A 25,034-nucleotide genomic window follows, 5' to 3' on the forward strand; every position below is an offset into this window, starting at 1 on the left:
AAGGTTTGCTTGTGATTAGCTCTGATATAATAGCCGCAAAACGGCATAGCTGTGTGATTTTAGCATATTTAACCAAAGCTTAAATCATTTAAGCTTTAGCAAATAAAGGAATAAAATGACGAGAATTCTTACTCTACTTTTTACATTGTCCGTTGCGGCAATGGCCATTGAAGGACCAACTGGTGTAAATCAATTTGACAGCACCATTTGGGCAGCACAGAGGATAGAAAATATCAAGCCTTATGAGCATGGCTGGGGCCCGATATTTACTTTTATACAAGGCAACGACTACTTCGCGATAGCTGCACTTTCTATCATTTTAGCTGTTATCGGTGCGTTCGTGCTACACTTCTTGATCATCGGACCAAAACACTTTAGTCATGATGGCAAAAAAGTATTTGCGTTTTCATTGATCGAACGTATAGCTCACGGCTTAGCTGCGATCTCTTGGATCATCTTAGTGCCAACTGGCATCATCATCATGTGGGGTGCAGAGCTTGGCGGTGGCACATTTGTGCGTTTCTGTAGATACTTGCACGATATAGCGACTATTATATTTGCTATTTCTGTGCTTCCTATGTTATTTGCTTGGACTATCAGAATGCTTCCAGCTGTTTATGACATCAGATGGATGATGATAGTTGGTGGTTATCTATCAAAGAAGAAAAAACCAGTCCCTGCTGGTAAATTTAACGCTGGTCAAAAGGCATGGTACTGGATCGCTATCCCTGGTGGTATCGTGATGATCATCACTGGTGCGATCATGTATTTCATGGATATTAAAGAGCCTGCAGTTGCTAGTTGGTTTGGTATCTCTCAAATCGATCTTTTAAGATATAGCGTAGTTATCCACAACTGCCTTGGCATCGTCTGTGCGGTATTTTTCTTAGTTCATATCTATATGGCTGCGATCGCTATACATGGCGCTATCTGGTCGATGATCACTGGATACAAAGAAGAAGAAGAGGTCTATGTGCTTCACCACTACTGGTATCAAGAGCTTGTTAAAGAAAACAAGATCCCGGTATCTGACTACGAAAAATCATATACAAATTTAAAATAACTAACCTTGACCTTGCGACTTGCGCAGGGTCAAACTCTCTTTTATAGCAAATTTCAAAGCACAAATCCTTTTAAAAAATTAATATTTTTTAGCTATAATCCAAAATCAGTTTCAAGGTTTGAAATACTAATCACAAAGGAAAAACAATGACAAGAACAATTGATTGTAGAAATTTAGAGTGCCCAAAACCAGTCATCATGACTAAAAACGCACTTGAGGGTTTAAATGAAGGAGAGAGCTTAGAGATCATCGTAAATGCCCTAGCTCCAAAAGAAAATATCTCAAGATTTTTAAAAAATCAAAATATAGAATTTAGCCTAGAAAGCAACGGCAATGAGACTAAAATTTTAGCCATCAAGGGCAAAAGCGCACTTGAGCTTACAAATTTTGACGAATTTGTCTGCGATATAACACCAAAAAACGAAAAAGTGCTCTATCTAAACGAAGAGCGCGCAGGTAGCGGCGAAGTTGGCATAAATTTGCTATCAAAATTCCTAGGCGCACTTCTTCAAGTAGAGAAAAAACCAAAGATAATCATCTGCGTAAATAACGCCGTTAAGATGACCACAAACCGCGCACATCCAAGCTTTAAGCCACTTAAAGATCTTGAAGCTGCTGGCGTTCAAATTTTAAGCTGCGGAAGCTGCTTGGAGGCTTATAAGCTAGTGAGCGATCTTGCAGTTGGCGAAATTTCAAACGCTTATGAGATCATCGACATACTCTCAACTCACGAGCAAATCAAACTATGATCTATCACGACAAAAAGCTTACGCAGTTCGTTAAAGCCGCTGGTTGAGCTGCTAAGCTTGACCCGTCGGGTCTTCACAAAACGATTAGTAGTTTAAATTTATCTCATCCAAACCTGCTCTCAAGCATCGGCTCAAACGAAGATGCGAGCGTTTTTAAGCTCTCAGACGATCTTGCACTCGTTCAGACGCTTGACTTTATCACGCCAGTAGTCAATGACCCATTTATCTACGGTCAGATCGCTGCTGCAAATAGCCTAAGCGACGTCTTTGCAATGGGTGGCGAGGTGATAAACGCCCTAAATATCGTGGGCTTTGATAGCTGCAACCTTGCACCTGAAATTTTAGGCGAAATTTTACAAGGTGGAGCCGATAAAGTAAGAGAGTGTGGCGGCGTCATCGTTGGCGGACACACGATAGAGACGCAGCAGATGTATTATGGGCTAAGCGCGACTGGCAAGGTGAGCCCACAAAATTTCTGGGCAAACAACACAGCAGAAGTTGGTAATGTCCTCATCCTCACAAAACCTCTTGGTAGCGGTATCTTAAGCACAGCGATCAAGGCTGATCTACTAAGCATGGAGCAAATAAATGAGGTCGCAGGCATCATGGCTCAGCTAAATTTCTACGCTCTAAAAGCGCTAAGTGGCATCAAGGTTTATGCTGCTACCGATGTGACTGGATTTGGATTTTTAGGGCATTTAAGTGAGATGTTAAACGACAAGATCAGCTTTAATGTCTTTGAAAAAGATGTGCCAGTGATCGCAAGTGCAAAAGAATTTGCCGATATGGGCATCATCCCAGAGGGAAGCTACAAAAACCGCGAATTTGCAAAGCATTTTGTGAGCAAAGAGGCTGATATATTGCTATATGACGCGCAAACTTCTGGCGGACTTTTGCTAGCTGTTAGCGAAAATGATGCAAATTTAGCTCTATCACGCCTAAAAGAGGCTGGCTATGAGCACTCAGCCATCATCGCAGAAACGATCCAAAAAGGCGAGTTTGATATATTTTTAAACTAGGCTTTTTGCTAAATTTAGCCTAGTTTTCATGCACTAGATGATAAAATTTCTAAATTTCTTTTAATTTACCTAACCGCTTTATAATGTTAAGAAATTTAACAAAGGAGATATGATGAACTATCTTGAAATTTTAAAATTTCGTCACGCTTGCAAAATTTTTGACGAGAGCAAAAAGATAGGCGCTGGCGAATTTGACTTTATCTTAGAGGCTGGCAGACTAAGCCCAAGCTCGACTGGGCTTGAGCAGTGGGACTTTTTAGTCGTGCAAAACAAGGAGCTTAGAGAAAAGATAAAAGCTGTTTCGTGGAACCAAGTGCAAATCACCTCTTGCTCGCATTTGGTTGTCATCTTAGCTAAGATCAAAGAGGTAAAAGTTGGCAGTAGCTATATCGATAAAATGATCGCTAGAAGGGCTGATAAAGATCCTGAAGCTATCGCTGCAAGGCAGAAATTTTATCACGACTTTTTGCTATCAAATTTCAAAAATGACGATGAGCTAACCTTTCAGTGGTCGCACGAGCAGTGTATGATAGCTGCGACAAATATGATGAACGCAGCTGCAAGCCTTGGGATTGACAGCTGCCCGATTGAAGGCTTTGACAGACACGCTTTAAATGAAATTTTAGGGCTTGATGAGAGCGAAAAAAGAGTGGCTATCATAGTGCCATTTGGCTACCGCCTAAATCCACAACCTGAAAAACTACGCAGACAAAGATCTGAAGTAGTTACTTGGATCTACTAAGTCACGGGGCAAAACGCCCTGTGATCTCTTTAAATTTAAACAAAAAGGCATTTTATAAGCTAAAAAAAGTAAATTTGCGTTAAAATCATGGCTAGTTTTAAAAAGCGAGGCTTAAATTTAATGCAAAAAAATAGCGCTAAACCAGTTTTGCAGATTTTTAAGAGGTTCTATGTAAAGATAGCACTACTTCTTTTTGCCTTCATCTTTCTTGCACTTTTTGTCATATTTGCTGGCATAAACGATATAAAATATGAAATTTCAACGCTAAATTTAATCACTAGAAACAATATCGTCAATACATTTGTAGAGGTAAAAGACAATATCACCACAAAGGCAAGACTCATTTCAAACGGCGTAGAGCCATTTTATGAAGATACTGTTGTAAGTAAATTCTACGCCGCTTTTTACGTGATAGCAAAAGATAACTCCTTACTTTATGAGCGTAAATTTGATGATGCCTTTGAGCTTCATAGCTACGATATCTCGTGGTTTTCAGATATCAAAGAGGGCGAGTTTAGGCTCTCTGATAGATTTTACAAAAATAGGCGCTTTAAAGATATCTACATAGCTTACGGGCTAAAAAATGGCAATAAAATTCTTGCCCAGCTAAATCCAAATCTTTTAAAAAACAAGGTCGATACAGGCTACAATAAAAACCTTGCCGCATACGTCTTTTTGGTCGATAAAGATGGCAACCTCTCAAGAGATGAGTTTTATAGAAAATTTATAAAAGAGGACTTTAACAAATACATCTCACAAGGTGGCGAGTTTAAAAGTGACAAGATCATTTTTATGCTAAAGGATATGAATTTTTACAAGATCAGCTACCTAGAAGAGCAAAAGCTATTTGTCATAACAGGCTCTAGCAGACAAGCACAGATCTTTATCCAGCTAGTTCTAGTCGTGCTTTCGTTCTTGTGTTTTGTCACATTTAGCATACTTTGGCTACGTGATAACTCATATATAAAAGATAAAATTCTCTCTCCATTTACTAGGATCGCTCTTTTTGCGGCAGATAAAAGTAAGCCAACTAATGAAGAATTTGACATAAAAGAATTTATCTCACTAAATAACAGCATCAAAAAACTCTACGAAGATAGAGATAAAGCTTACGAGACAGCACAAAGCTACGAGAGTAGATTTGGCTATGTATTTGAAAAGAGCTTTTTAAAGATCGTGGTCTTTGACGCTTATACTGGCGTCATAACGGACATTAGCAACGCTCTTTTAGAAAAACTAGGCTACAAAAAAGATGACGTAGCAGATCTAAATATAAAAGAACTTCTTGAAGATGAGTCTAAGAATTTAGCAGAAGATAGAAAAAATGCTATCAACAATAATCTATCATACGAGGCTAAGCTAAGGCGTAAAAATGGTGAAATAATCGATGTTTTAGTAACCCAAAGTAGCTTTGAGCTAGAAAACACTAGGCTAAATTTCATACTTATAAAGGATATCACTCAAGAAAAGATGACCCAAAGAAATGACGATATCATCAAAAGCTACGTCTTTTTATCGCCAAATGTTATCGCTATCGCTTCAGCAAAAGAGCCATTTTTGATCATCCAAAGCACAAACAATGTCGAGAAAATTTTTAATGTCCAAAGCCAAAGTCTCATAAATTTAGAAGATATCATCGCAAGCGAGGACTTTGATAGCTTTAAAGCTGCCGTGCTAGCAGGTAAAAAAGCCTTTTTGCAAGCAAGCTTTAAAAATGAAGAGCTAAATTTCATAGCAAATATGACAAACGCTTATGGCAAGAAAATTCCATTTAAGATAAAGGCTAAATTTATCGATGCAGACGAGCAAAAGGTCATCTACTCATTTACCGATCTTAGCGATATGTTAAAGCTTCAAGAGAGATTTGAAAAACAAAGCAAAGAGAGCAAGGCGCTGCTTTGGGCGAGTGAAGCAAATGTCTTTACTTGGGATAAAAGAAGCGACATGCTCAACATCTCAGACGAGCTAAGTAAAATTCTTGGCACGCAAAGCACTCTAAATTTCGAGCAAGCAAAGTCGGTCTTTGTCGATGAGTTTGATAGTTTTTATAGCTTTTTTGAGAGCTTAAGAGATGCTCAAACATACATCAAAGATATCAAACTTTATAGCATAGATAAAGAAATTCTACACTTTAGACTAAGAGCAAAAGCACTTGAATACGATGAATTTGGCGAAGTAAGCTTGATAAAAGGCACACTAAAAGATCTTAGCCTAGAAGATAACTTCTTTGTCTGTCAAGACCTACTTGCAAAAATTTTCTCATTTAGCAAAGAAGAGGTCATCTTGCTTGATGAGGAGCTAAAGGTCATTGATGCAAATGATACATTTTTTGAAAGTGCTGGCTCAAAAGATAGTGTATATCTAAAAGATATCACATTTATAAAGCAAGGCTTAAGCGATATAAAGCACCAGATCATAGATACTATAAACAGCGGTGGCTCATGGAGTGGTAAGGTTTGGAGTGAAAATAATAAAAACAAAAGCAAGCTTGAAGTCATAGAAATTTTACCACTCATCGATGCGAGCGAGAAAAGAACTGGCTACATCATGCTCGCAATGCTTGCAAATAACGAAGCTCAAAATGAGAAATATCTAGAATTTATCGCATATCACGATCCGCTCACAAAGCTACCAAATAGATTTTTACTCTACAACAAGCTAAATTCTCTCATACAAAAAAATGAACAAAAAATAGCCGTCATCTACCTTGATATGGATGATTTTAAGGGCATAAACGACAACTTCGGCCACCAAATAGGCGATAAATTTCTAGTAGCTATCTCTGAAAAAATAGGCGCTATGTTTAATGGCAAAAATATCTTTGCAAGGATAGGCGGAGATGAGTTTGTAGGCGTTATAAACTACGAAAATTTAGGTGAAGTCTATGAGATAGCGCAAAATATGCTAAGGCTAGCTTCAGATGAAGTAAAGATAGACGAGCTAAAACTAAAAGCAAGCGCTAGCGTAGGCATAGCCTTGGCTGATAGTGAGCTTGGGGCTGATGATGTGCTACAAAGAGCCGACTGGGCGATGTATCAAGCCAAGATAAGTGGCAAAAACAGAAGCTATACATTTGATGCGAAAAAAGATGTCTATTTTAAGAGCCAGTACGAAGATGGCTCAAAAATTTTAAAAGCGCTTGACGCTGGTGAGATGTTTTTAGAATTTCAACCAGAGATCAGCTTTAGCACGGGTGAGACTTTAAGTTTTGAAGCACTGATTAGATGGAGAAAAGATGGTGAGATCATCTATCCAAGTGACTTTTTACCACTTATAAAGACAAGTAGCGCATCGAGTAATATCGCTTTATTTACGATAAAAGAGGCGCTTTTAGCAAGAAAAATGTGGCTAGAAAATGGCATAAGCGCAAAGGTTCGCGTAAATTTAAGCGTTAAAAAGCTCTTTACAGAAGAATTTTGGCATAAATTTAAAGCGATATTTGACGAGGATAAAAGCCTTGATCCAACTGGGCTTATCATCGATGTTATCGACGCTGCAACAGCTACAAATTTAGAAGTTTTAGAAATTTATGTTAGAAAGTATAAAGAGCTTGGCATACACTTCTCGCTTGACGACTTTGCCTCATACTCAAGCTCGATCGAAGCTCTTGGTATGCTAAAGACAAACCGCTTTAATATAGATAATAAATTTTGCAAACATATCTTTAACTCAAAAGAGGCACTTGAGAGCATAAATATGATAAGGTTTGTGGCTGATAAATTTGGACTAAATGCTACTATAAAAAATATCGATGACAAAAGAACGCTTGAGTTTTTACTTGGCCTTGGTTTTGATAAATTTCAAGGCAACATTTTCTCAGTGGCGCTTTTGGCAAAAGACGCTGCTTCATTTAAATTTGAAAGACCATATCTACACATAAAAGATTATAAAAATAGTGAAAATTTCGAGCTTTTTAAAGGTTTAGTCGTGCTAAAAGAGCTTGCAAATGAAGTGATAACAAATTTAAATCAAGACGACAAACTAGCACAAAGCCTAAAGCAAAAAATAGAAGATGAGATAAAAAATATAGGTAAATTTAATCAAGAAATTTCCATAAATTTAAGCAAACTAGCAAGCAGTAGTGACAGCGGCGAACTCTATAATCTAGCCATGTCCATCATCAAAGAGTGCGATATAAATTTAGGTTTTAGTAAGGAGATAAGAGTTGAGTGATGTAAATGTTTATGAGCACGAGATCCCAAACGGAAGCAAACTTTACTTTGCAAAAAGTGCAAAACTAAAGAGAAAAATCGAGCAAAAAGCGAGTGAAATTTTAGAAGATGAAGGTTTTAGCGAGATCGTAACGCCGTTTTTTTCGTATCATCAACATCTAAGCGTAGATGCGACAAATCTTCTGCGCTTTAGCGACAGTCTAAATCACGAGATAAGCCTAAGGGCTGATAGCACGGTTGATACCGTTAGGATCGTGCTTAGAAGACTTAAAGCGAACGAGCCAAAGAGATGGTTTTACATCCAGCCAGTCTTTCGCTACCCAAGCCAAGAAATTTATCAAATAGGCGCTGAGCTTATCGGCGAAAACGACATTTTAAAGAGTATAAACATTGTAGCAAAGCTTTTTAGCGAGCTTGAGATCGGCGCTTGTTTGCAGCTTAGCAATATGCAAATCCCAAGGATAATTTGCGAAATTTTAAACTTAGAGATAGAAATTTTTGAAAATTCATGGCTAGAAAAAATTTTAGCCCAAAACGTGCCGTGGCTTAGCAAACTAGCCCTTTTAAAGGACGCTAGCGAGCTTGATGAGATAGTAAATTTAGTCCCTGATAAGCTAAAAGAGGCGCTAAAAAATTTACAAAGCGTAGCCAAATCACTAGAATATAAAAATTTAAGAATAGTTCCGCTATATTACTCAAAAATGAGATATTATGATAGTTTATTTTTTAGATTTTTAAAAGACAACGCCATCTTAGCAAGTGGCGGAAACTATGAAATAGACGATATTTCAAGCAGCGGGTTCGCTGTATATACTGATGCATTGATAGAAGAAAAAATTAATTTAAGGAAGTAAGAATGAGAAAGGCTGATTTAGTAGTTGGTGTTCAATGGGGTGATGAGGGCAAAGGCAAGATAGTTGATATGCTAGGACTAAACTATGACATGATTTGTCGCTCTCAAGGTGGCCACAACGCTGGTCATACGATCTGGGTCGATGGCGTAAGATACGCACTTCACCTTGTCCCAAGCGGGATTTTGCACAAAAATATCATAAATATCATCGGCAACGGCGTCGTTGTCTCTCCAGAGGTGCTCATCACTGAGATGGCGCAATTTGACAACTTAGAGGGCAGACTTTATATAAGCGACAAAGCGCACTTAAATTTAAGCTACCACAGTCAAGTCGATCAAGCAAAAGAACGCTTAAAAGGTGAAAAAGCGATCGGAACGACTGGCAAAGGCATCGGACCAACATACGCAGATAAGATAAGCAGAAGCGGCCACAGAGTTGGCGAGCTACTTGAGCCAGAGCGCTTGTGCGATGCTTTGATGCATGATTTTGAAACAAATAAACCAGTATTTGACGCTCTTGGCGTAAAGATACCTGAAGAAAATGAGCTACTTGAAGAGCTAAAAAGATATAAAGAGGTGCTTGCTCCATTTATCGCAAACACTACAAATTTAGTTTGGAAAGCGCTTGATGAAGATAAAAAAGTCCTACTTGAAGGCGCTCAGGGCACACTTCTTGACATCGATCACGGCACATATCCTTATGTAACTAGCTCAAATACCATAAGCGCTGGCGCTTGCACAGGCCTTGGGCTAAATCCAAAAGAGATAGGCAAGGTAATAGGCGTCATCAAAGCATATACAACTCGCGTAGGACACGGACCTTTCCCAACTGAAGACAAAGGCACGAACGGCGATAAGATGTGTGAGATCGGTAAAGAATTTGGCACAACAACAGGCCGCCGCAGACGTTGTGGCTGGTTTGACGCAGTAAGCGTAAAATACGCTTCAAGACTTGATGGCGTCGATACTTATGCGCTTATGAAGCTTGATGTGCTTGATGGCTTTGAGGTGGTAAAAATTTGCAAAGCATATCAATATAACGGCGAAACTATCGACTACGTGCCAACAGATCTTGAAAATGCAACGCCTATCTATGAAGAGCTTGCAGGCTGGGACAGCGTAAAAGGCATCAGCAGGTATGAAGACCTGCCAGCAAACGCAAGAGCTTATATCGAGCGTATCGAGGAGCTAACTGGCGTGAAGGTCGGCTATATCTCAACAAGCCCTGAAAGAAGCGATACGATCATTAGATGAAAAGTAAATTTACCTCCGTCGTCCGCGTCAAAAAGCAGGAGATGGATAAGGTAGAGGCTAAGCTCGTCGTTGCTAGGCTAAATGTAAGAAATGCTGAAGAAAAAATAGCACTCTTAAGGGCTAAGCTCAACGAGTTTAGCCTGCCAAAAAGTGGCAACATAGGCGAGCTAAGAGAAAATTTAGAGCTCATAAATATAGCAAGAGCCGAGCTAAGTGCCTGCAAAGAGAGCTTAGAGATAGCAAAAAAAGAGGTCTTGCACTACGAGCACAAATATAAAAATGCAAATTTAGAGTATGAAAAGATGAAATATCTAGAAAAAGAAGAATTTAAAAAAGAGATAAAACGCATACAAAAGGCTGAAGCGCTTGCTCTTGATGAGTTTGCGGTTATGAAATTTGCAGCCAAAAGCGAGGCGTAATGAGAGCTGTTTTACTCTTTTTTATAGTTATAAATTTTGCATTTTGCTTTGAAGTGCCGGTTGATTGCACTCAGATCTTTGAAGCTAGAAAAGAGGAAATTTCAAAGGAGCTTGAGGTCATCGACGAGCAGCGCCAAGCCCTAGAGGTCTTTCGAGCAAGCTCGGCTGCAGCTTATGAAGAAAACAACAAAAAGCTCGCCAAAAAAGAGGCTGATCTAAATGCGACGATGAAAGTGATCGAGCAAAAACGCAAAGAGATCGACGAAGTTGTCGCTAAAAATGAGAAAATTTTAAAAGAGCTTCGCACGATGACTACCGATAAAGTCAATGAATCCTACGCCAAAATGAAAGATGGCGCAGCAGCCGAAGTGCTCTCGCAAATGCCAAGATCAAACGCTGCTACCATACTTTACGCCCTTGATGCAAAAAAGATCTCAACCATCATGGCCAAAATGGATCCAAAGGTTGCCTCTGAGATCACAGCCCTACTTCAAAAAGGCCCTCCATTTATCGACGAAAAAGGCGATATGCCAGCCCCTGCTGGAAGTATAAATATGCAGTAAATTTAACTTACTGCTGCTCTATAAAAGCCAAATTTAACTAATAAATTTAACCTATTTGCTCACCCTTTCTCAAATTTTTACCCCCGCTCTTGTTGTATAAATTTAGTGGCGATGTGCTTTTTACGCACAGGGGCGTAAGTGGTCCAGTGATACTAAACGCCTCACTTTTTTGGCAAAAGGGGCGAATTTGCATAAATTTTTTGCCTAAATTTAGTGAGAAAAATTTAGTAAATGGCAAAAAACAGCTTAGCTCTGTTTTGCCTTTGCCAAAGAGATTTGTACTTGAGTTTTTAAGAAATTTTGGCTTAAAAGATAGGGCTTTTTATGAGTTTAGCGACGATGAAAAGAGCATCATAAAAAGGCTTTTTGCCTATGAGTTTGCCCCAGCTGGGACATTTGGCTTTGAAAGGGCTGAAGTTACAAAAGGCGGTGTAAAAACAGAGTTTTTAGATAAAAATTTAGAGTGCAAAAGCGTAAATGGGCTTTATTTTATAGGAGAAGTTTTAGACATTACCGGTATGCTTGGCGGATATAACCTGCATCTAGCCTTTGCAAGCGCTCTAAAGGCGGCTAACGCTTTAAAAAATAGCTAATCAAATAGAAAAGTGAAATTTAGCTAGTGGCAGCCAAAACTGCCACTAGATTTATTATTTCTCGCTTAGATACTCTTGCAAGCTTTTTACTTCGAGTGCTTTGCCAGTTTGAACTGTGCTTAGAGACTTAGCAGCTGCGAGTGCTGCGCGGATCGTTGTAAAATATGGAATTTTAAATCTAAGTACATTTTGGCGGATCTTTTTGCCATCATCCACGCTTGATTTTGTATCGCTTGTGTTTATAACAAGTGCTATATCGCCATTTTTAAGCCTATCTTCGACGTTTGGTCTACCCTCGCTTATCTTATAGACAAACTCAGCCTCCACGCCAGCTTCGGTTAAAATTTTATGCGTGCCGCCAGTTGCGATGATGTTAAAGCCAAGGCCGATTAAATCCTTTGCAAGGTCTGGCGCGTAAGTTTTATCAGCGTCAGCTAGCGTTAAAAATACCCTGCCCTTGCTTGGCAAAGTGTTGCTCGCAGCGATCTGGCTCTTTGCAAATGAGCTTGCAAAGTCGTGGCTGATACCCATGACCTCACCCGTGCTCTTCATCTCAGGGCCAAGGATGAGATCGGCACCACTTAGCTTGTTAAACGGCAGCACACACTCTTTTACGCAAACATGCGAGCTTACGCGAGGTTTTAGGATGTCGCCGTCCTCATAAACGACCTTGTAATCATCATAAAATTTAAGTGCCTCACGTAAATTTCCCTGCCACATAACTCTTGTCGCCACCTTTGCCATAGGCACGCCAGTAGCCTTGCTCACAAATGGCACGGTCCTGCTTGCGCGAGGATTTACCTCGATCATATAAAGCTCGTTTTCATAGATGGCAAACTGGATATTCATAAGGCCGACAACGCCTAAATTTAGCGCGATATCTCTGGTTTGCCTCTCCACTTTTTTTATCATTTCTGCGCTTAAACTCATCGGTGGCAATATGCAAGCTGAGTCGCCAGAGTGAATTCCAGCCTCCTCGATGTGCTCCATTATAGCACCTATATAAACCTCTTTGCCGTCACATATCGCATCCACATCGAGCTCTTTTGCATCTTGTAAAAATTTATCAAGTAGCACTGGTGAGTGGTTACTAACCTTTACCGCCTCGCTCATATACTCTTTTAGCTCGCTCTCGTTATGTACCCTTCTCATCGCCCTGCCGCCTAAGACGTAGCTTGGGCGAACAAGCACTGGATAGCCGATAGTCGCGGCCTTTTGCAAGGCTTCTTCTAGGCTAGTGGCGGTGTCGTTTTTAGGCTGAAGGACGCCTATTTTATTTATAAATTCGCTAAATTTCTTTCTATCCTCGGCCACGTCGATCACTCTTGCAGTTGTTCCGATGATCTTTGCGCCGATCACGCTTAGGCGTTTTGCAAATTTAAGCGGAGTTTGGCCGCCAAAATGCACGATGACGCCGTCTGGCTTTTCACGCTCGATGACTGATCTAACGTGCTCAAAATCGATCGGCTCAAAGTACAAAATATCGCTCGTGTCGTAGTCGGTTGAGACGGTTTCTGGGTTGCAGTTATACATTATCGTTTTTACGCCAAGGTCTCTTAGTGCGTAGCTTGCATGCACGCAGCAGTAGTCAAATTCTATACCCTGACCGATCCTGTTTGGACCGCCGCCTATTATCATCACCTTTTTAGCGTCTTTTACAGGCTCTTTTTTAGGAAATTTAGTGATATTTGTGGTTGAGTAAAGGTACGGCGTTAGCGCCTTAAATTCGCCAGCACAAGTATCGACCTCGTTGTACTCAAGCTCGATGCCAAGCTTCTCTCTCGCAAAATAGATATCATTTTGACTAAGCTCAAGATCGTCTTTTTCATTTATAAGCACCGCTATCATCTTGTCTGAAAAGCCCATGCTTTTGGCCTCTCGCAGCAACACTTCGTTGTTTAAGATATCCATGTCTATCTTATCTTCAAATTTAACTATCTCATAAATTTGCTCTAAAAACCAAGGATCGATCTTACTAAACTCATACACATCAGCCACACTAAAGCCATCTCTAAATGCCTGCGCTAGATATAAAATTCTTCTCTCATTTGCATTTCTAATGCCATAAATCAAAGCGTTTTTCTCTAAACTAAGGCTGTTAAATCCGCAAAGATCACGCTCTAAACTACAAAGCGCCTTTTGGATACTCTCTTTAAATGTCCTACCTATCGCCATAACCTCGCCAACTGACTTCATAGCAGTACCTAAGTATGGGTTTGACCCTGGAAATTTCTCAAATGTAAAGCGTGGGATCTTTGTCACGATATAGTCGATCACTGGCTCAAAGCTAGCAGGCGTGCCTGTGATGTCGTTTTTGATCTCATCTAGGCTAAAACCAACTGCAAGCAGCGTTGCAACCTTTGCGATCGGATAGCCAGTAGCCTTACTTGCTAGCGCCGAGCTACGGCTCACACGTGGGTTCATCTCGATAACGATCATGCGGCCCGTTTTTGGGTCTATGGCAAACTGCACGTTACTGCCGCCCGTATCAACGCCGATCTCGCGAAGTATGGCAAAGCTAGCATCACGCATAGCCTGATACTCTTTATCTGTGAGCGTTAAAGCTGGTGCGACCGTGATGCTATCGCCTGTGTGCACGCCCATTGGGTCGAAATTCTCGATCGAGCAGACGATGATGCAGTTATCGTTGCGGTCACGGATAACCTCCATCTCGTACTCTTTCCAACCAAGCAAGCTCTCTTCTATCAAAATTTCATGTATCGGGCTTGCGTCAAGGCCGGTGTTGGCTAACTCTTTAAACTCATCCATATTATAAGCCACGCCGCTTCCTGCGCCGCCAAGCGTATAGCTAGCTCTTATGATGAGCGGAAAGCCTATCTCATTTGCCGCATTTAGCGCGTCGTCCATGTTGTAGGCGTATCTACTCTCAGGCAGGTCCATGCCGATCTTTTGCATGGTTGCTTTAAAAATTTGTCTATCTTCGCCTTTTTTTATCGCCTCTGGGTTTGCACCAAGAAATTTAACATCCTTTAAAAGGCCACTCTCAAAGACCTCCATGGCGGTGTTTAGTGCCACTTGACCGCCCATAGTTGGCAAAATGGCATCAATCTTTTCTTTTTCTATGATCTTTAAAATGCTATCTTTTGTGATAGGCTCTATATACGTTGCGTCGGCGAAATTTGGGTCAGTCATGATGGTGGCTGGGTTTGAGTTGATAAGCACTACGCGGTATCCAAGCTCTTTTAGCGTCTTGGCTGCTTGCGTGCCTGAGTAGTCAAATTCGCAGGCTTGACCGATGACGATAGGGCCTGAGCCGATTAGCAAAATGGTATTTATATCTGTTCTTTTTGGCATCATTTTTCCTTTGTAACAACGTATAGGTAGTTTGGTATGTTTAGCTTCGCATAGGGCTCAACTATCACGCTTTGATAGGAGCTCTCTTTTAAAATTTTACTCACGCGCCCTACTGGCACCCCACTAAAAAATATCCCGTCAAGTCCGCTCGTAAAGACCTCGTCGCCCTCTTTTGGGCTGAGCCATTGTGGGATAAATTTCACCATTATTTGGCCTTGATTTCCATGCGCTACGCCTGGAATTTTCTCGTTTCCTATATAGACTGCAAATATACTTTTTGGGTCATTTTGCAAGTAGGCTAGTGGCTTGCCGTCTTTTGCGATGACGATGCCAGCGCTGCTTCCTTGGTAGATGAGCCCGTAAATTTTATTTGGATCGTATCCTTCAAACTCGCTTATCCAAATTTTATTATAATCCCCGATATGCACGTAACTAAGCCCTTTTACTAGCTTTACGGCTGGGGCGTAGGCAGTTGAGTTTTTATCTTTTAAAATTTGATTTAGCTCGTTTGCAAAAGTAGATAGAAGCGTGGCTGAGCGCTCTAGCTCTTTGTTTTGCGCTCTTAGTTTTTCTATCTCGCTAGCCTGCCTAAAATATTCATTTATATAATCTTTCACGCTTTTAGCAAAATTGTCGTATGAATTTATAGCGTAGTTGCTAAATTTGATAGAGATGTTGCTTAAAATTTCGCCCTTAAATATCGAGGCGCCAGCAAGCAACGCTATAAAAACAAAAAGAACAATCTTACTCTTCATTTGTTAGCTGTTGCAAAAGTCCGATCTCTTGAAGTGCCTTGCCTGTGCCTCTAGCAACAGCAAGAAGCGGCTCGTCAGCTACAAATACTGGAAGCTTAACGATATCAGATAAGAACTTATCAAGCCCTCTAATAAGCGCCCCACCGCCAGTTAGCACGATACCAGTCTCGACGATATCGCCAGCAAGATCAGGCGGCATCATCTCAAGCACGGTTTTTAGCGCGTCTGCGATCTCTTTTAGCGGCTCTCTCATCGCCTCTCTCACATCCTCGCTCGTTAGCTCAACCCTGCTTAAAAGACCACTCACTTGGTCGCGTCCTTTTACCACTACGCTTAGCTCTTTTTCTAGCTGCACAGCAGAGCCCACAGCGATCTTTATCTCCTCGCCTGTTCTCTCGCCTATTAGTAAGTTGTATTTTTCTTTTATGTAATTAACTATGCTGCTATCTATCTTATCGCCAGCTGTGCGGATAGACTTTGAGATAACTAAACCGCCAAGTGAGACGACGCCGATCTCAGTCGTACCACCGCCGATATCAACTACAAGGTTGCCTTGTGGCTCGCGAACTGGTAAATTTGCTCCGATAGCCGCTGCCATAGGCTCTTCTATCAAAAATACCTCTCTTGCACCAGCACTTAGCGCGCTCTCTCTAACAGCCTTTCTCTCAACCTGAGTAAGTCCGTAAGGTACTGAGATGATGATCCTTGGGCGTAAGAAATTTTTTCTTCTATGAGTCTTTTCTATAAAGTAGCGTATCATCCTCTCTGTCATGTCAAAGTCCGCGATAACGCCATCTCTCATCGGTCTTATCGCCTCGATGTCGCCAGGAGTTTTTCCCACCATCTCTTTTGCAGCGTGACCGACTGCTAAAATTTTTTGTTTTCCATATTTTTCACGTCTTACCGCAACAACTGATGGTTCATTTATGATTATTCCCTTATCTTTTACCAAAACCAAAGTATTTGCCGTACCTAAATCTATACCCATATCACTTGAGAAAAAACCTATAACCTGATCTAAAAACATCTATTTCCTTTATGCTGTTAATTTATTGTGCTTTACCAAAATCGGCTTTGCCTTATCTTTTACCGTCTCTTTTGAGATCACGATATCGTAGTCTTTTAGCTCTGGCAGATCATACATTATATCTGTCATGAGCTCTTCCATTATGCTTCTAAGCCCTCTTGCTCCAGTTTTTCGCTCGATAGCAAGGCTCGCTATCTCTTCAAGTGCCTCATCATCAAATTTAAGCGTAGCGCCGTCGATCGCACAAAGCTTTTGATATTGTTTTAATATCGCATTTTTTGGCTCGGTCAAAATTTTAACCATATCCTCTTTTGTTATCTCATTTAAAGTAGCCACCACGTGAAGTCTGCCGATGAGCTCTGGGATGAGGCCATATTTCACAAGATCGTCTGGCTCAAGCAGGCTTAGTAAATTTTCTTTTTCGTTTTTGCCACGTTTTTCTTGGTTAAAACCAAGTACATTTTTACCAACTCTGCGCTCGATAATGTCAAGAAGTCCGTCAAATGCACCACCGCAAACAAATAAGATATTTGTCGTATCTATCTGGATGAAGTCTTGATTTGGATGCTTTCTGCCGCCTTTTGGTGGGATATTTACAACGCTACCTTCGATGATCTTTAAAAGCGCTTGCTGCACGCCCTCACCTGAAACGTCTCTTGTGATGCTTCTGTTTTCGCTCATTCTAGCGATCTTATCGATCTCATCGACAAATACAATGCCCTGCTCCGCCTTTTTCACGTCGCCATTTGCAGCTTGCAAGAGCCTTGTTAAGATATTTTCAACGTCCTCGCCGACATATCCAGCCTCAGTTAGGCTTGTCGCATCGCAAATCGCGATAGGCACGTCAAGAAATCTCGCCAAAGTCTGAGCCATCAAGGTCTTGCCACTTCCAGTTGGACCAACAAGCAAGATGTTTGACTTTGAAATTTCGGTGTCGTCTTTGATGTCGCTTTGTTTAAAAATTCTCTTATAGTGGTTATATACGCCGACGCTAAAGACCTTTTTAGCCCTATCTTGACCGATCACGTAGTTATCAAGTACTGCTTTTAGCTCCTTTGGTGTGAGCTTTTGGTACTCTATCGCCTCATCGTTTTTACTCTCTTCTACACTTGTATCACCATGTATCATATCGTATGCTGCTGCTATACAGTACTCGCATATATAGGCGTTTCCTTCGATATCTGCTAATAATCTTCTCTCAGCAGACTCAGCCTCGCCACAAAAATTACACTTTCTAGCCATTAATCTCTTCCTTTTGCAAGCGGAATTCCTCTTGTCGTTTCTAATATAAATTTACACATTTTTTTAACATTTTCGTCGCTGGTTTTTGCGATAAGCTCGTTTGCTTGATCTTTTAGGCTAATGCCTTGATTAAACAAAAATTTATAAGCGCGAACAAGCTCTTCAACCTGCTCTTTGTCAAATCTACGCCTAATGCCGACTAAATTTAAGCTTCTTATATAGGCTCTGTTACCCTCAGCTAGGCAAAATGGCACTACATCTTGGCTGAGCGCACTAGCACCTGCGACCATGCAACTTTCCCCCACTCTAACAAACTGATGAATAGGTGTAAGACCGCCCACAACAGCGTAGTCGCCAAGCTCGACGTGGCCTGCTAGAGTTGCGTTATTTGCCAAAATGACGTTGCTACCTATTATGCAGTCGTGTGCGATGTGAGAATATGCCATGATAAAGGCGCTATCGCCGATCCTCGTTATGCCATCGCCCTTGTGCGTGCCTGAGTTTATCGTGCAAAACTCACGTATAGTTGCGTGCTCGCCAATGATGACGCCAGTATCGACCTCGTCTTTATAGCTGATATCTTGTGGGATGTCGCCAACGATCGCGTAGCTAAATACACGAGAGTTATCGCCGATCTTCGTCTTGCCAAGCACCCTTGCGCCTTGTTTTATCGTGACGTTGTTGCCAAGGACTGCATCTTTACTTACAAATGCGTAAGCCTCGATATTTGCGTCATCTCCAATGATCGCTCCATCTTCTATAACAGCTGTTTGGTGGATATTTTTCATTATTTCTCTTTTTCTTAAGCAAAAGCCTATTTATCGACTATCATCGCTTTAAGTTCAGCCTCGGCGCATAGCACGTCATCTACGTATGCTTTACCCTCAAGCACCCAGATATTGCCTTTGTGTTTTAATACATTTAATCTATACTCCAGCCTATCTCCAGGACGGACTGGATGGCGAAATTTCGCTCCGTCTATGCTCATAAAATAGACCACTTTGTTCTCGATGCCAGCTTGGTGCTCGTCGCTCATGCTCTTAAACGCTAGCACGCCGCCAGCTTGCGCCATGCCCTCGATGATCATCACGCCAGGATAGATCGGGTGACCTGGGAAGTGCCCCTGAAATATCGGCTCGCCAATGGTTACATTTTTATAAGCGACGATGTTTTTCGCAGGCTCTAGCTCGACAACTCTATCGATAAGCAAAAATGGAAATCTATGTGGGAGAATTTTTTGAATTTCTACGACGTCTATCACGTTTTAGCCTTAGTAATGTAAATTTTGGCAGATTGTAACAAATTTATACTAAGAAAAAAATTATTAGCCTCTTTTACAATCTCTGAAATTTAGCCTTAATAGGTCTAAATTTAGCCCTCTAAAACCAAAATTTCTTCGCTGTCGTTATAAAAAGCAGCCTTTGCGTAAATTTCGTAGCTACCCTTTTTGACCTCGTCTAAGATGATGATAGGATTTTGCGAAAACTCCCCGCTTATATTACGGCGAAATTTCATCTCAGCGTCAAGCTCAAGCGGCTTTTTACAAAGCTCATCAACGCTTTTAAATTTGCTATTTGTAAATTTATTAAAGCGCTCTATGCTCATAAATATCGCGCCCTCTTTTAGCTCATCGTCCATTTCGCACGCACGCTCTACGTTAAGCTTTAAGCTCTCTCTTTTAAAGCCAGAGTAGAGCACAAAGTAGCTTGGCACCACAACTGCTTCAAATTTAACACTAGCGCGCAATAGCCTGTAGTTTAAAAATCGTCTTCTAAAAAGGTGAAATTTCTCTCCTCTCGCCTCGCACTCGCGCACCTTTTTATAAAGCTCAAGTCTAGCTTCTATACTGCCATAAAGCGCCCTTGCATGCAGCTCGCTCATCAGCTCACTTTGGGGCAAATTTTGCGAGTCGCGCTGTTTTTTTAGCGCAAAGACGCAGCCGCAGTAGTTTTGATGATAGAGTTTGTCTTTTTTAGCGAGGATAAACTGCTCGCTTGTGCCGCCATTTTTTCTATAATCAACCGCAACCGCTTCTAAATTTGATCCAGCCACCGCCTCATCGAGCGCCTTTTTAAGCTGAGAAAAGTCCTTTTTTGGGCTCATCAAAAGTGTCGTCGTGATCTTACTAAGTCCTAGCTCTATCGCCTTTTTAGCGGAGTCCGCCATGCGAAAATCAAAGCAGTACTCGCACCTTTTGCCCTTTTCTGGCTCATCTTCAAGTCCTTTTGTGCCACCAAGCCACGCTTCGTAGTCGTACTGGCCGCATATTAGCTTGATGCCAAGCTTCTCGCAGCTTCGCTTCACGTCCTCAAAACGCAGTAAAAACTCGCTATATGGATGTATGTTTGGATCGTAAAAATAGCCTACTATTCGCTCGTTTGGGAAGTCTTTTCGTAGGCGCTGTAAAAAATAGTGGCTATCGACCGAGCAGCAGATATGAACTAACAAATTTGACCTTTTTTGCTTGCATTATATCAAAGTTTGTCATCATAAAATTTAGCTGCATAGAGGTATTTTTTAAGGACATTTTGGCTTGCAAGATCCTCAAATTTACCCCACGCCACTTGCTTGCCAGATTCGATTATTAGCACCTTTTGCGCTATCTTCATCGCGCTTATGATATCGTGCGTGATGAAAATAATGCTGATCTTTTCATCCAAGCTTAAAAGCAAATTTATGATCTTTTGCTTCGTCTCGTTGTCAAGTCCGCTTGTTATCTCGTCGCAGATTAAAATTTTTGGTTTTGAAAGAAGCGCTAGCAGTATCCCAACCCTTGTCGCCTCGCCGCCACTTAGCTGTGATGGATATTTTTCTAAAATTTCATCTTTTAAATTTAAATTTACCATAAGCTCTTTGAGCTCATTTTCGCTAAAGCTAAGCTTAAGATATGACCTCACATGAGCGATGGCTGTTTTTACTTTTAGTGCTGGATTTAGGGCTTGTTTTTGGTTTTGCAAGATATATCTGATATCTTTTTTGAGCTCATTTTTGTCCGTGATCTCTTCACTGTTTATATAAATTTTACCCCCGCTTTTTGGCTCGCTAAATGATATGAGCTTTGCAAGCGTGCTTTTGCCACTGCCACTTTGACCCAAAATGGCTAAATTTTCGCCATCGTCAAGCTCGAAATTTATCCCCTCTAAAAGGTGCAGCACTTCAGCTCTAGCGTTAAAATGCTCCTTAAAACTTAAACTTTTTGAGACGTTTTTGAGCCTTATTTTCACGCATTTTCCTTTAAATTTAGCCGCCCATCTCTCATCTGCCAAATTTCATCGCTAAGATAGTTCGTCAGCGCCTCATCGTGCGAGATAAATATGACGCTCATCTTGCCCTTTAAGCTCTCTAAAATGCCTGCCACGTGGCTACCGCTAATGCTATCAAGACCGCTTGTTATCTCGTCGCAGACTAAAATTTTTGGCTTCAAGCAAAGCGCAAGAGCGATCTGTACGCGGCTCGCCTCACCGCCACTTAGCTCGTATGAATATTTGTGCCAGATGAGATTTGCGTTATCTAGCCCAAACTCCCTAAAATAAGCAAACGCAAGCTCTTTATTCGCCCTTTTGTCGCCATCAAGATAGGCGTTAAAATGATCGCCCACGTTTAAGAGCGGATGAAGGCTAGCAATAGAGTTTTGAAAAACAAGCGCGGCGACCTTTCTTCGGTGTTCTTTTAGCTCATTTTGACTAAGTTTTAAGATATCTTTTTTGTAAATGCTAAATTTATCTGCCCTCACTTTAAATTCATCATCAAAAAGCCTTATTAAGCTCTTTGCAAAGAGCGATTTACCGCTGCCACTTGCACCCGTGATACCTATAAATTTACCCTCACTCATATCAAAATCAAGCCCGCTCAAAAGCTTCTTATCCTTATAAAAAACGTTTAAATTTCTAATCTCTATCATATTTTTATATTGCCATTTTTTGAATTTGACGTGATGATCGAAGTTGCAAGGATGAGCAAAAAGAGCGTCACGCCAGGGAAAAGCACCATCCACCAAGAGCCAAGAAAAAGTGCCTCTTTGCTTTCATTTAGCATGATGCCAAGGCTTATTTTATTAGCGTCACTTCCCACGCCAAAAAAACCAAGTGTGGCCTCCATGACGACAGCGTTTATCGCATTTATACCAAAGATACTAACTATTAGGTGCTTTAAATTTGGCAAAATTTCAAAGCAGATAAGGCTAAATTTACTAGCGCCATTTATCACGGCCTGCTCGGCATAGTCGCACTTTTTATTAAGTCTTAAATTTTGCATAAAGACCTTTGCGCCCTGCATAAAGGAGCAAATGGCAATGATAAAAGAGGTTATAAGCAGATCTCCGCTACTAAATGAGCTAAAAAGCATGATAAAAACGATGTTTGGTATGCTTAAAAAAGCATCAAGCCCCTTATCAAAAAGGCTCTCACAAACTCTGCTCTTGCTCGTGCCAAAATATGCGTAGATGAGCGAGAAAAGCGTCGTTAAAAAGCCAGCTAAAAGCAAAACAAGAAGCGAGTTTTTAAGCGCATAGGCCACTCTTATGAGATTGTCCCTGCCTAGGATATCCGTGCCAAAGATATGTTCGCCGTTTGGGGCTAAATTTACCGCCATAAAGTCAGTGAAATTTGGCTCAAATTTAGAAACAAATGGCGTTACAAAGGCAAATGTGGCAAGCACTAAAAAGACAAAACAGGCTAGGAAAAATATGACTTTTCTCATAAATTTCTCTTATCTGCCAAGATAGCGAAAATTTTAGCCAGTAAATTTGCAAAAACGACAAAAACAGCCGTTAGCAAAATGGTCGCAAGTGCAACTGGATAGTCCTTGGCGATCACCGCATCAAGGCTAAGCTTGCCAATGCCTGGAAATGAAAAAATGCTCTCAATGACGTATGAACCAGCAAAAACGCCAGCCACAAGGGTTGCAAAATAATAAACTATATCGGTGCTTGCGTGCTTTATCGCAAAGAGATAAATTTTGCCCCGCCCAAGCCCTCTAGCGTGAGCCGTCTGGATGAAATCGGCGTTTAGGCTTTGATTTAGCCTGTCACGCACAAATTTCACGTTTGCGCCAAGGTGTGGCAAAATGATGGCGAGCGTTGGCAAGATGATAAATTTCACCCCAACACCGCTAGAGCCTAGCTCGTTTGCCCCAGAGCTTGGTAGTACGTTTAGATAGATGCTAAAGATCGCTATTAGCACAAGAGCGATGTAAAAATGTGGCAGTGAGGCCAGCAAAAAGGAGCTAAAATTTATAAAGATATCGGCAAATTTATTCTTATAAATGGCACTTAAAAGCCCCAAGAAAAAGGACAAAAGAGCTATCAGAAAAAATGAAGCAAAAAATAAAATGAGCGAGTTTAAAAGCCTCTCTTTAATGAGCAGCGACACGCTTGCCCCGCTTACAAAACTAGTGCCAAAGTCGCCTGTCACAAAGTGAGCCAGCCATCTAAAATACTGCACGAAAAAGTTATCTTTTAGCCCTAAATTTCTTAAAATTTGCTCTTTTATGGCTAAATTTATCGCCTCACTCCTTGAAAACATCGCGTCAGTGACATTTCCTGGCAAAAAGTATATGAGCAAAAATAGAAAAAATGAGATGAAAAACAGCAACCCAAGGCTTGAGATCGCTGTTTTTAAAATGGCTCTAAACAAAGTTTTTATCCACTATTTTACTTGCCACTCTCTTATGTTCCATAAAAATCCAGCCCCGTGATGACCTAAAATTTGCGTCTTTATGCCTGAAATTTTGTTATTAAAGGCGAGCGGATAGTCAAGATAGGCTATAAAAATGTAAGGTGGGTTTTCATGAAGCGCTTTTAGAAATTCTTTGTAGTATTTTTTCCTAAGCTCCACGTCCTTTGTATATCTCGCGTTTTTTAGGGCATTATCGACGTTTGCGTCCTTGTAGTGGCTAAAGTTCCAGCCATTTTCATTTACGCTCACATCAGCAAAGCCGCCAAAAATTCTATATGTATGAAAGTCTGGATCAAATGGGCTTCCCCAGCCGATCACAAAGCTATCTACTTTGCTTATGCTAAAGGCTGTTCTTGGCTTTGCGTAGGCTTTGGCTTTTACGCCAAATTTCTCAAACTCGCTGCTTAAAATCTTGGCTAGATTGACCCTTAAAACGTCGTTATTAAAGGCATAGATGTCAAAGCCAAGCTCCTTGCCGTCCTTTTCAAAAAAGCCAGCCTTATTTTTCTTAAAGCCGCTCTTTTCAAGTAGCTCCCTAGCCTTTTGCGGATCGTAGCTAAATTTAAACTCGCTGTCGTTTGCAAAGCTTTTTTCTATCGGATTGTTCGCTACGCTTGCATATCCGTGAAATAAGCTTTTAACGATCTCATCTTTATTAACCGCGTAGTTTAGGGCGATCCTTACATTTTTATCTTGAAAGATAGGATCTTCAAGGTTAAACATCAAAGCTCTATAGTCCGCACTTTTAAACTTAAGCAAGCTTAATTTCTTATCATCTTTTATGAAATTTACACCAGTTGGAGAGATGAGCGCAACGTCGATCTCACCGCTTTTTAGTCCAACTAGTCTTAAATTTTCATCGCCAACAATCTTAAAAAATACCTTTTTTATCTTTGGCTCGCCCTTGTAAAATTTCTCATTTGCCGCAAATTCCAAGCTCTCATCTTTTTTCCATTTTACAAGCTTGTATGCACCAGTGCCGATAGGTGCGTCATTAAATTTATCAGTTGCGATATCTTTGCCCTTTAGGATATGCTCAGGCAAAACGCCAAAACTAAGCGCATCTAAAAACGGCGGAAATGGCTCACTAAGCGTGATCTTTACTTTATAATCGCCCAAAATTTCAACGCTTTTTACCACCTCGTAGTTTGAGATAGCAGGCGCGTTTAGCTTCTTATCTTGAGCCGCTTCGATAGTAAATTTAACGTCCTTTGCGCTAAATTTCACCCCGTCATGCCAAAAAGCATCATCTCTTAGCTCAAAAACATACTCCAGCCCGTCATCACTCACCTGCCAAGACTTGGCAAGCTCTGGCACTACATGGCTATTTTCATCGTGGCTAGTAAGGCCAGAAAAAACCAGCGAAAGCGTAGGATCGTGATCCTCGTCGTAGAGTGGATTTATACGAGGTGTTTGCTCCTCGATAGCGACTACAACGGCATTTTCATTTGCATAAGCAAAGGCAGAAAACAACAAAAACAATAAAGCCAAAAATCTCTTCATCACTCGCTCCTTTGTTTAAAAAATATTTGACGAATGGTAATACGAAATGCATAAAAGTATTATTAAGATAAATGTAAATTCAATGTATAA

22 protein-coding genes are annotated in these 25,034 nt (G+C 40.8%); 10 read left to right on the forward strand and 12 right to left on the reverse strand.

The window, feature by feature from the left end; all coding sequences use genetic code 11:
- Positions 1 to 115: 115 nt before the first annotated feature.
- The 10 genes from F3G86_RS06680 to F3G86_RS06725 all read left to right on the forward strand — a co-directional run bounded on the left by F3G86_RS06680 (position 116) and on the right by F3G86_RS06725 (position 11,427).
- Positions 116 to 1,063: a formate dehydrogenase subunit gamma gene (locus F3G86_RS06680; RefSeq protein WP_149723390.1), complete on the forward strand. Its 948-nt coding sequence runs from the start codon at positions 116 to 118 to the stop codon at positions 1,061 to 1,063.
- Positions 1,064 to 1,209: 146 nt separating this feature from the next.
- Complete coding sequence (yedF, locus tag F3G86_RS06685) at positions 1,210 to 1,812, forward strand: sulfurtransferase-like selenium metabolism protein YedF (protein WP_103570650.1); 603 nt, start codon at positions 1,210 to 1,212, stop codon at positions 1,810 to 1,812.
- Positions 1,809 to 2,831, forward strand: a complete 1,023-nt coding sequence (selD, locus tag F3G86_RS06690; protein WP_188116436.1) for a selenide, water dikinase SelD — start codon at positions 1,809 to 1,811, stop codon at positions 2,829 to 2,831. Before yedF ends, selD begins: the two co-directional genes overlap by 4 nt.
- 112 nt (positions 2,832 to 2,943) lie before the next feature.
- Positions 2,944 to 3,573, forward strand: coding sequence for an NAD(P)H-dependent oxidoreductase (locus F3G86_RS06695; protein WP_149723391.1), 630 nt, complete (start codon positions 2,944 to 2,946; stop codon positions 3,571 to 3,573).
- 120 nt (positions 3,574 to 3,693) lie between these two features.
- Complete coding sequence (locus F3G86_RS06700) at positions 3,694 to 7,746, forward strand: diguanylate cyclase domain-containing protein (protein WP_223228574.1); 4,053 nt, start codon at positions 3,694 to 3,696, stop codon at positions 7,744 to 7,746.
- Positions 7,739 to 8,599, forward strand: coding sequence for an ATP phosphoribosyltransferase regulatory subunit (locus F3G86_RS06705; protein ID WP_103617229.1), 861 nt, complete (start codon positions 7,739 to 7,741; stop codon positions 8,597 to 8,599). Before F3G86_RS06700 ends, F3G86_RS06705 begins: the two co-directional genes overlap by 8 nt.
- 2 nt (positions 8,600 to 8,601) lie before the next feature.
- Positions 8,602 to 9,852, forward strand: coding sequence for an adenylosuccinate synthase (locus F3G86_RS06710; protein WP_012140419.1), 1,251 nt, complete (start codon positions 8,602 to 8,604; stop codon positions 9,850 to 9,852).
- Complete coding sequence (locus tag F3G86_RS06715; protein ID WP_021086090.1) at positions 9,849 to 10,271, forward strand: flagellar export protein FliJ; 423 nt, start codon at positions 9,849 to 9,851, stop codon at positions 10,269 to 10,271. Before F3G86_RS06710 ends, F3G86_RS06715 begins: the two co-directional genes overlap by 4 nt.
- Positions 10,271 to 10,834: a MotE family protein gene (locus F3G86_RS06720; protein WP_149723393.1), complete on the forward strand. Its 564-nt coding sequence runs from the start codon at positions 10,271 to 10,273 to the stop codon at positions 10,832 to 10,834. The genes F3G86_RS06715 and F3G86_RS06720 overlap by 1 nt, the downstream gene beginning before the upstream one ends.
- Positions 10,835 to 10,926: 92 nt before the next feature.
- Positions 10,927 to 11,427, forward strand: coding sequence for an NAD(P)/FAD-dependent oxidoreductase (locus F3G86_RS06725; RefSeq protein WP_149723394.1), 501 nt, complete (start codon positions 10,927 to 10,929; stop codon positions 11,425 to 11,427).
- Positions 11,428 to 11,481: 54 nt separating this feature from the next.
- Here the strand turns inward: F3G86_RS06725 and carB are convergent, their stop codons facing one another.
- The 12 genes from carB to F3G86_RS06785 all read right to left on the reverse strand — a co-directional run bounded on the left by carB (position 11,482) and on the right by F3G86_RS06785 (position 24,944).
- Positions 11,482 to 14,742: a carbamoyl-phosphate synthase large subunit gene (gene carB / locus F3G86_RS06730; protein WP_149723395.1), complete on the reverse strand. Its 3,261-nt coding sequence runs from the start codon at positions 14,740 to 14,742 to the stop codon at positions 11,482 to 11,484.
- Entirely contained in the window at positions 14,742 to 15,497 is a 756-nt protein-coding gene (gene mreC, locus F3G86_RS06735) for a rod shape-determining protein MreC (protein WP_149723396.1), read from the reverse strand. The genes carB and mreC overlap by 1 nt, the downstream gene beginning before the upstream one ends.
- Positions 15,487 to 16,524: a rod shape-determining protein gene (locus F3G86_RS06740; protein WP_002939972.1), complete on the reverse strand. Its 1,038-nt coding sequence runs from the start codon at positions 16,522 to 16,524 to the stop codon at positions 15,487 to 15,489. The genes mreC and F3G86_RS06740 overlap by 11 nt, the downstream gene beginning before the upstream one ends.
- A gap of 9 nt (positions 16,525 to 16,533) precedes the next feature.
- Positions 16,534 to 17,766 carry an ATP-dependent Clp protease ATP-binding subunit ClpX gene (clpX, locus tag F3G86_RS06745; protein WP_021088133.1) on the reverse strand — a complete coding sequence of 411 codons (1,233 nt, stop codon included), beginning with the start codon at positions 17,764 to 17,766 and terminating at the stop codon, positions 16,534 to 16,536.
- Positions 17,766 to 18,554 (reverse strand): acyl-ACP--UDP-N-acetylglucosamine O-acyltransferase, encoded by a 789-nt coding sequence (lpxA, locus tag F3G86_RS06750; protein ID WP_149723397.1) that lies wholly within the window; start codon positions 18,552 to 18,554, stop codon positions 17,766 to 17,768. Before lpxA ends, clpX begins: the two co-directional genes overlap by 1 nt.
- A gap of 26 nt (positions 18,555 to 18,580) precedes the next feature.
- Positions 18,581 to 19,027 (reverse strand): 3-hydroxyacyl-ACP dehydratase FabZ, encoded by a 447-nt coding sequence (gene fabZ / locus F3G86_RS06755; protein ID WP_004317884.1) that lies wholly within the window; start codon positions 19,025 to 19,027, stop codon positions 18,581 to 18,583.
- Between the two features lie 110 nt (positions 19,028 to 19,137).
- Positions 19,138 to 20,214 carry an epoxyqueuosine reductase QueH gene (locus F3G86_RS06760; protein WP_149723398.1) on the reverse strand — a complete coding sequence of 359 codons (1,077 nt, stop codon included), beginning with the start codon at positions 20,212 to 20,214 and terminating at the stop codon, positions 19,138 to 19,140.
- Positions 20,215 to 20,240: 26 nt separating this feature from the next.
- Positions 20,241 to 20,990 (reverse strand): ATP-binding cassette domain-containing protein, encoded by a 750-nt coding sequence (locus F3G86_RS06765; RefSeq protein ID WP_149723399.1) that lies wholly within the window; start codon positions 20,988 to 20,990, stop codon positions 20,241 to 20,243.
- Positions 20,987 to 21,667, reverse strand: coding sequence for an ATP-binding cassette domain-containing protein (locus F3G86_RS06770; RefSeq protein ID WP_149723400.1), 681 nt, complete (start codon positions 21,665 to 21,667; stop codon positions 20,987 to 20,989). Before F3G86_RS06770 ends, F3G86_RS06765 begins: the two co-directional genes overlap by 4 nt.
- Entirely contained in the window at positions 21,664 to 22,464 is an 801-nt protein-coding gene (locus F3G86_RS06775) for an ABC transporter permease (RefSeq protein WP_149723401.1), read from the reverse strand. Before F3G86_RS06775 ends, F3G86_RS06770 begins: the two co-directional genes overlap by 4 nt.
- Complete coding sequence (locus F3G86_RS06780; RefSeq protein ID WP_149723402.1) at positions 22,461 to 23,399, reverse strand: ABC transporter permease; 939 nt, start codon at positions 23,397 to 23,399, stop codon at positions 22,461 to 22,463. The genes F3G86_RS06775 and F3G86_RS06780 overlap by 4 nt, the downstream gene beginning before the upstream one ends.
- Before the next feature lie 12 nt (positions 23,400 to 23,411).
- On the reverse strand, positions 23,412 to 24,944 hold the full coding sequence (locus tag F3G86_RS06785) for an ABC transporter substrate-binding protein (RefSeq protein ID WP_149723403.1): 1,533 nt from the start codon (positions 24,942 to 24,944) through the stop codon (positions 23,412 to 23,414).
- Positions 24,945 to 25,034: the final 90 nt, after the last annotated feature.

The sequence above is a fragment of the Campylobacter concisus genome (assembly GCF_902460595.1).
Taxonomy (GTDB): domain Bacteria; phylum Campylobacterota; class Campylobacteria; order Campylobacterales; family Campylobacteraceae; genus Campylobacter_A; species Campylobacter_A concisus_BL.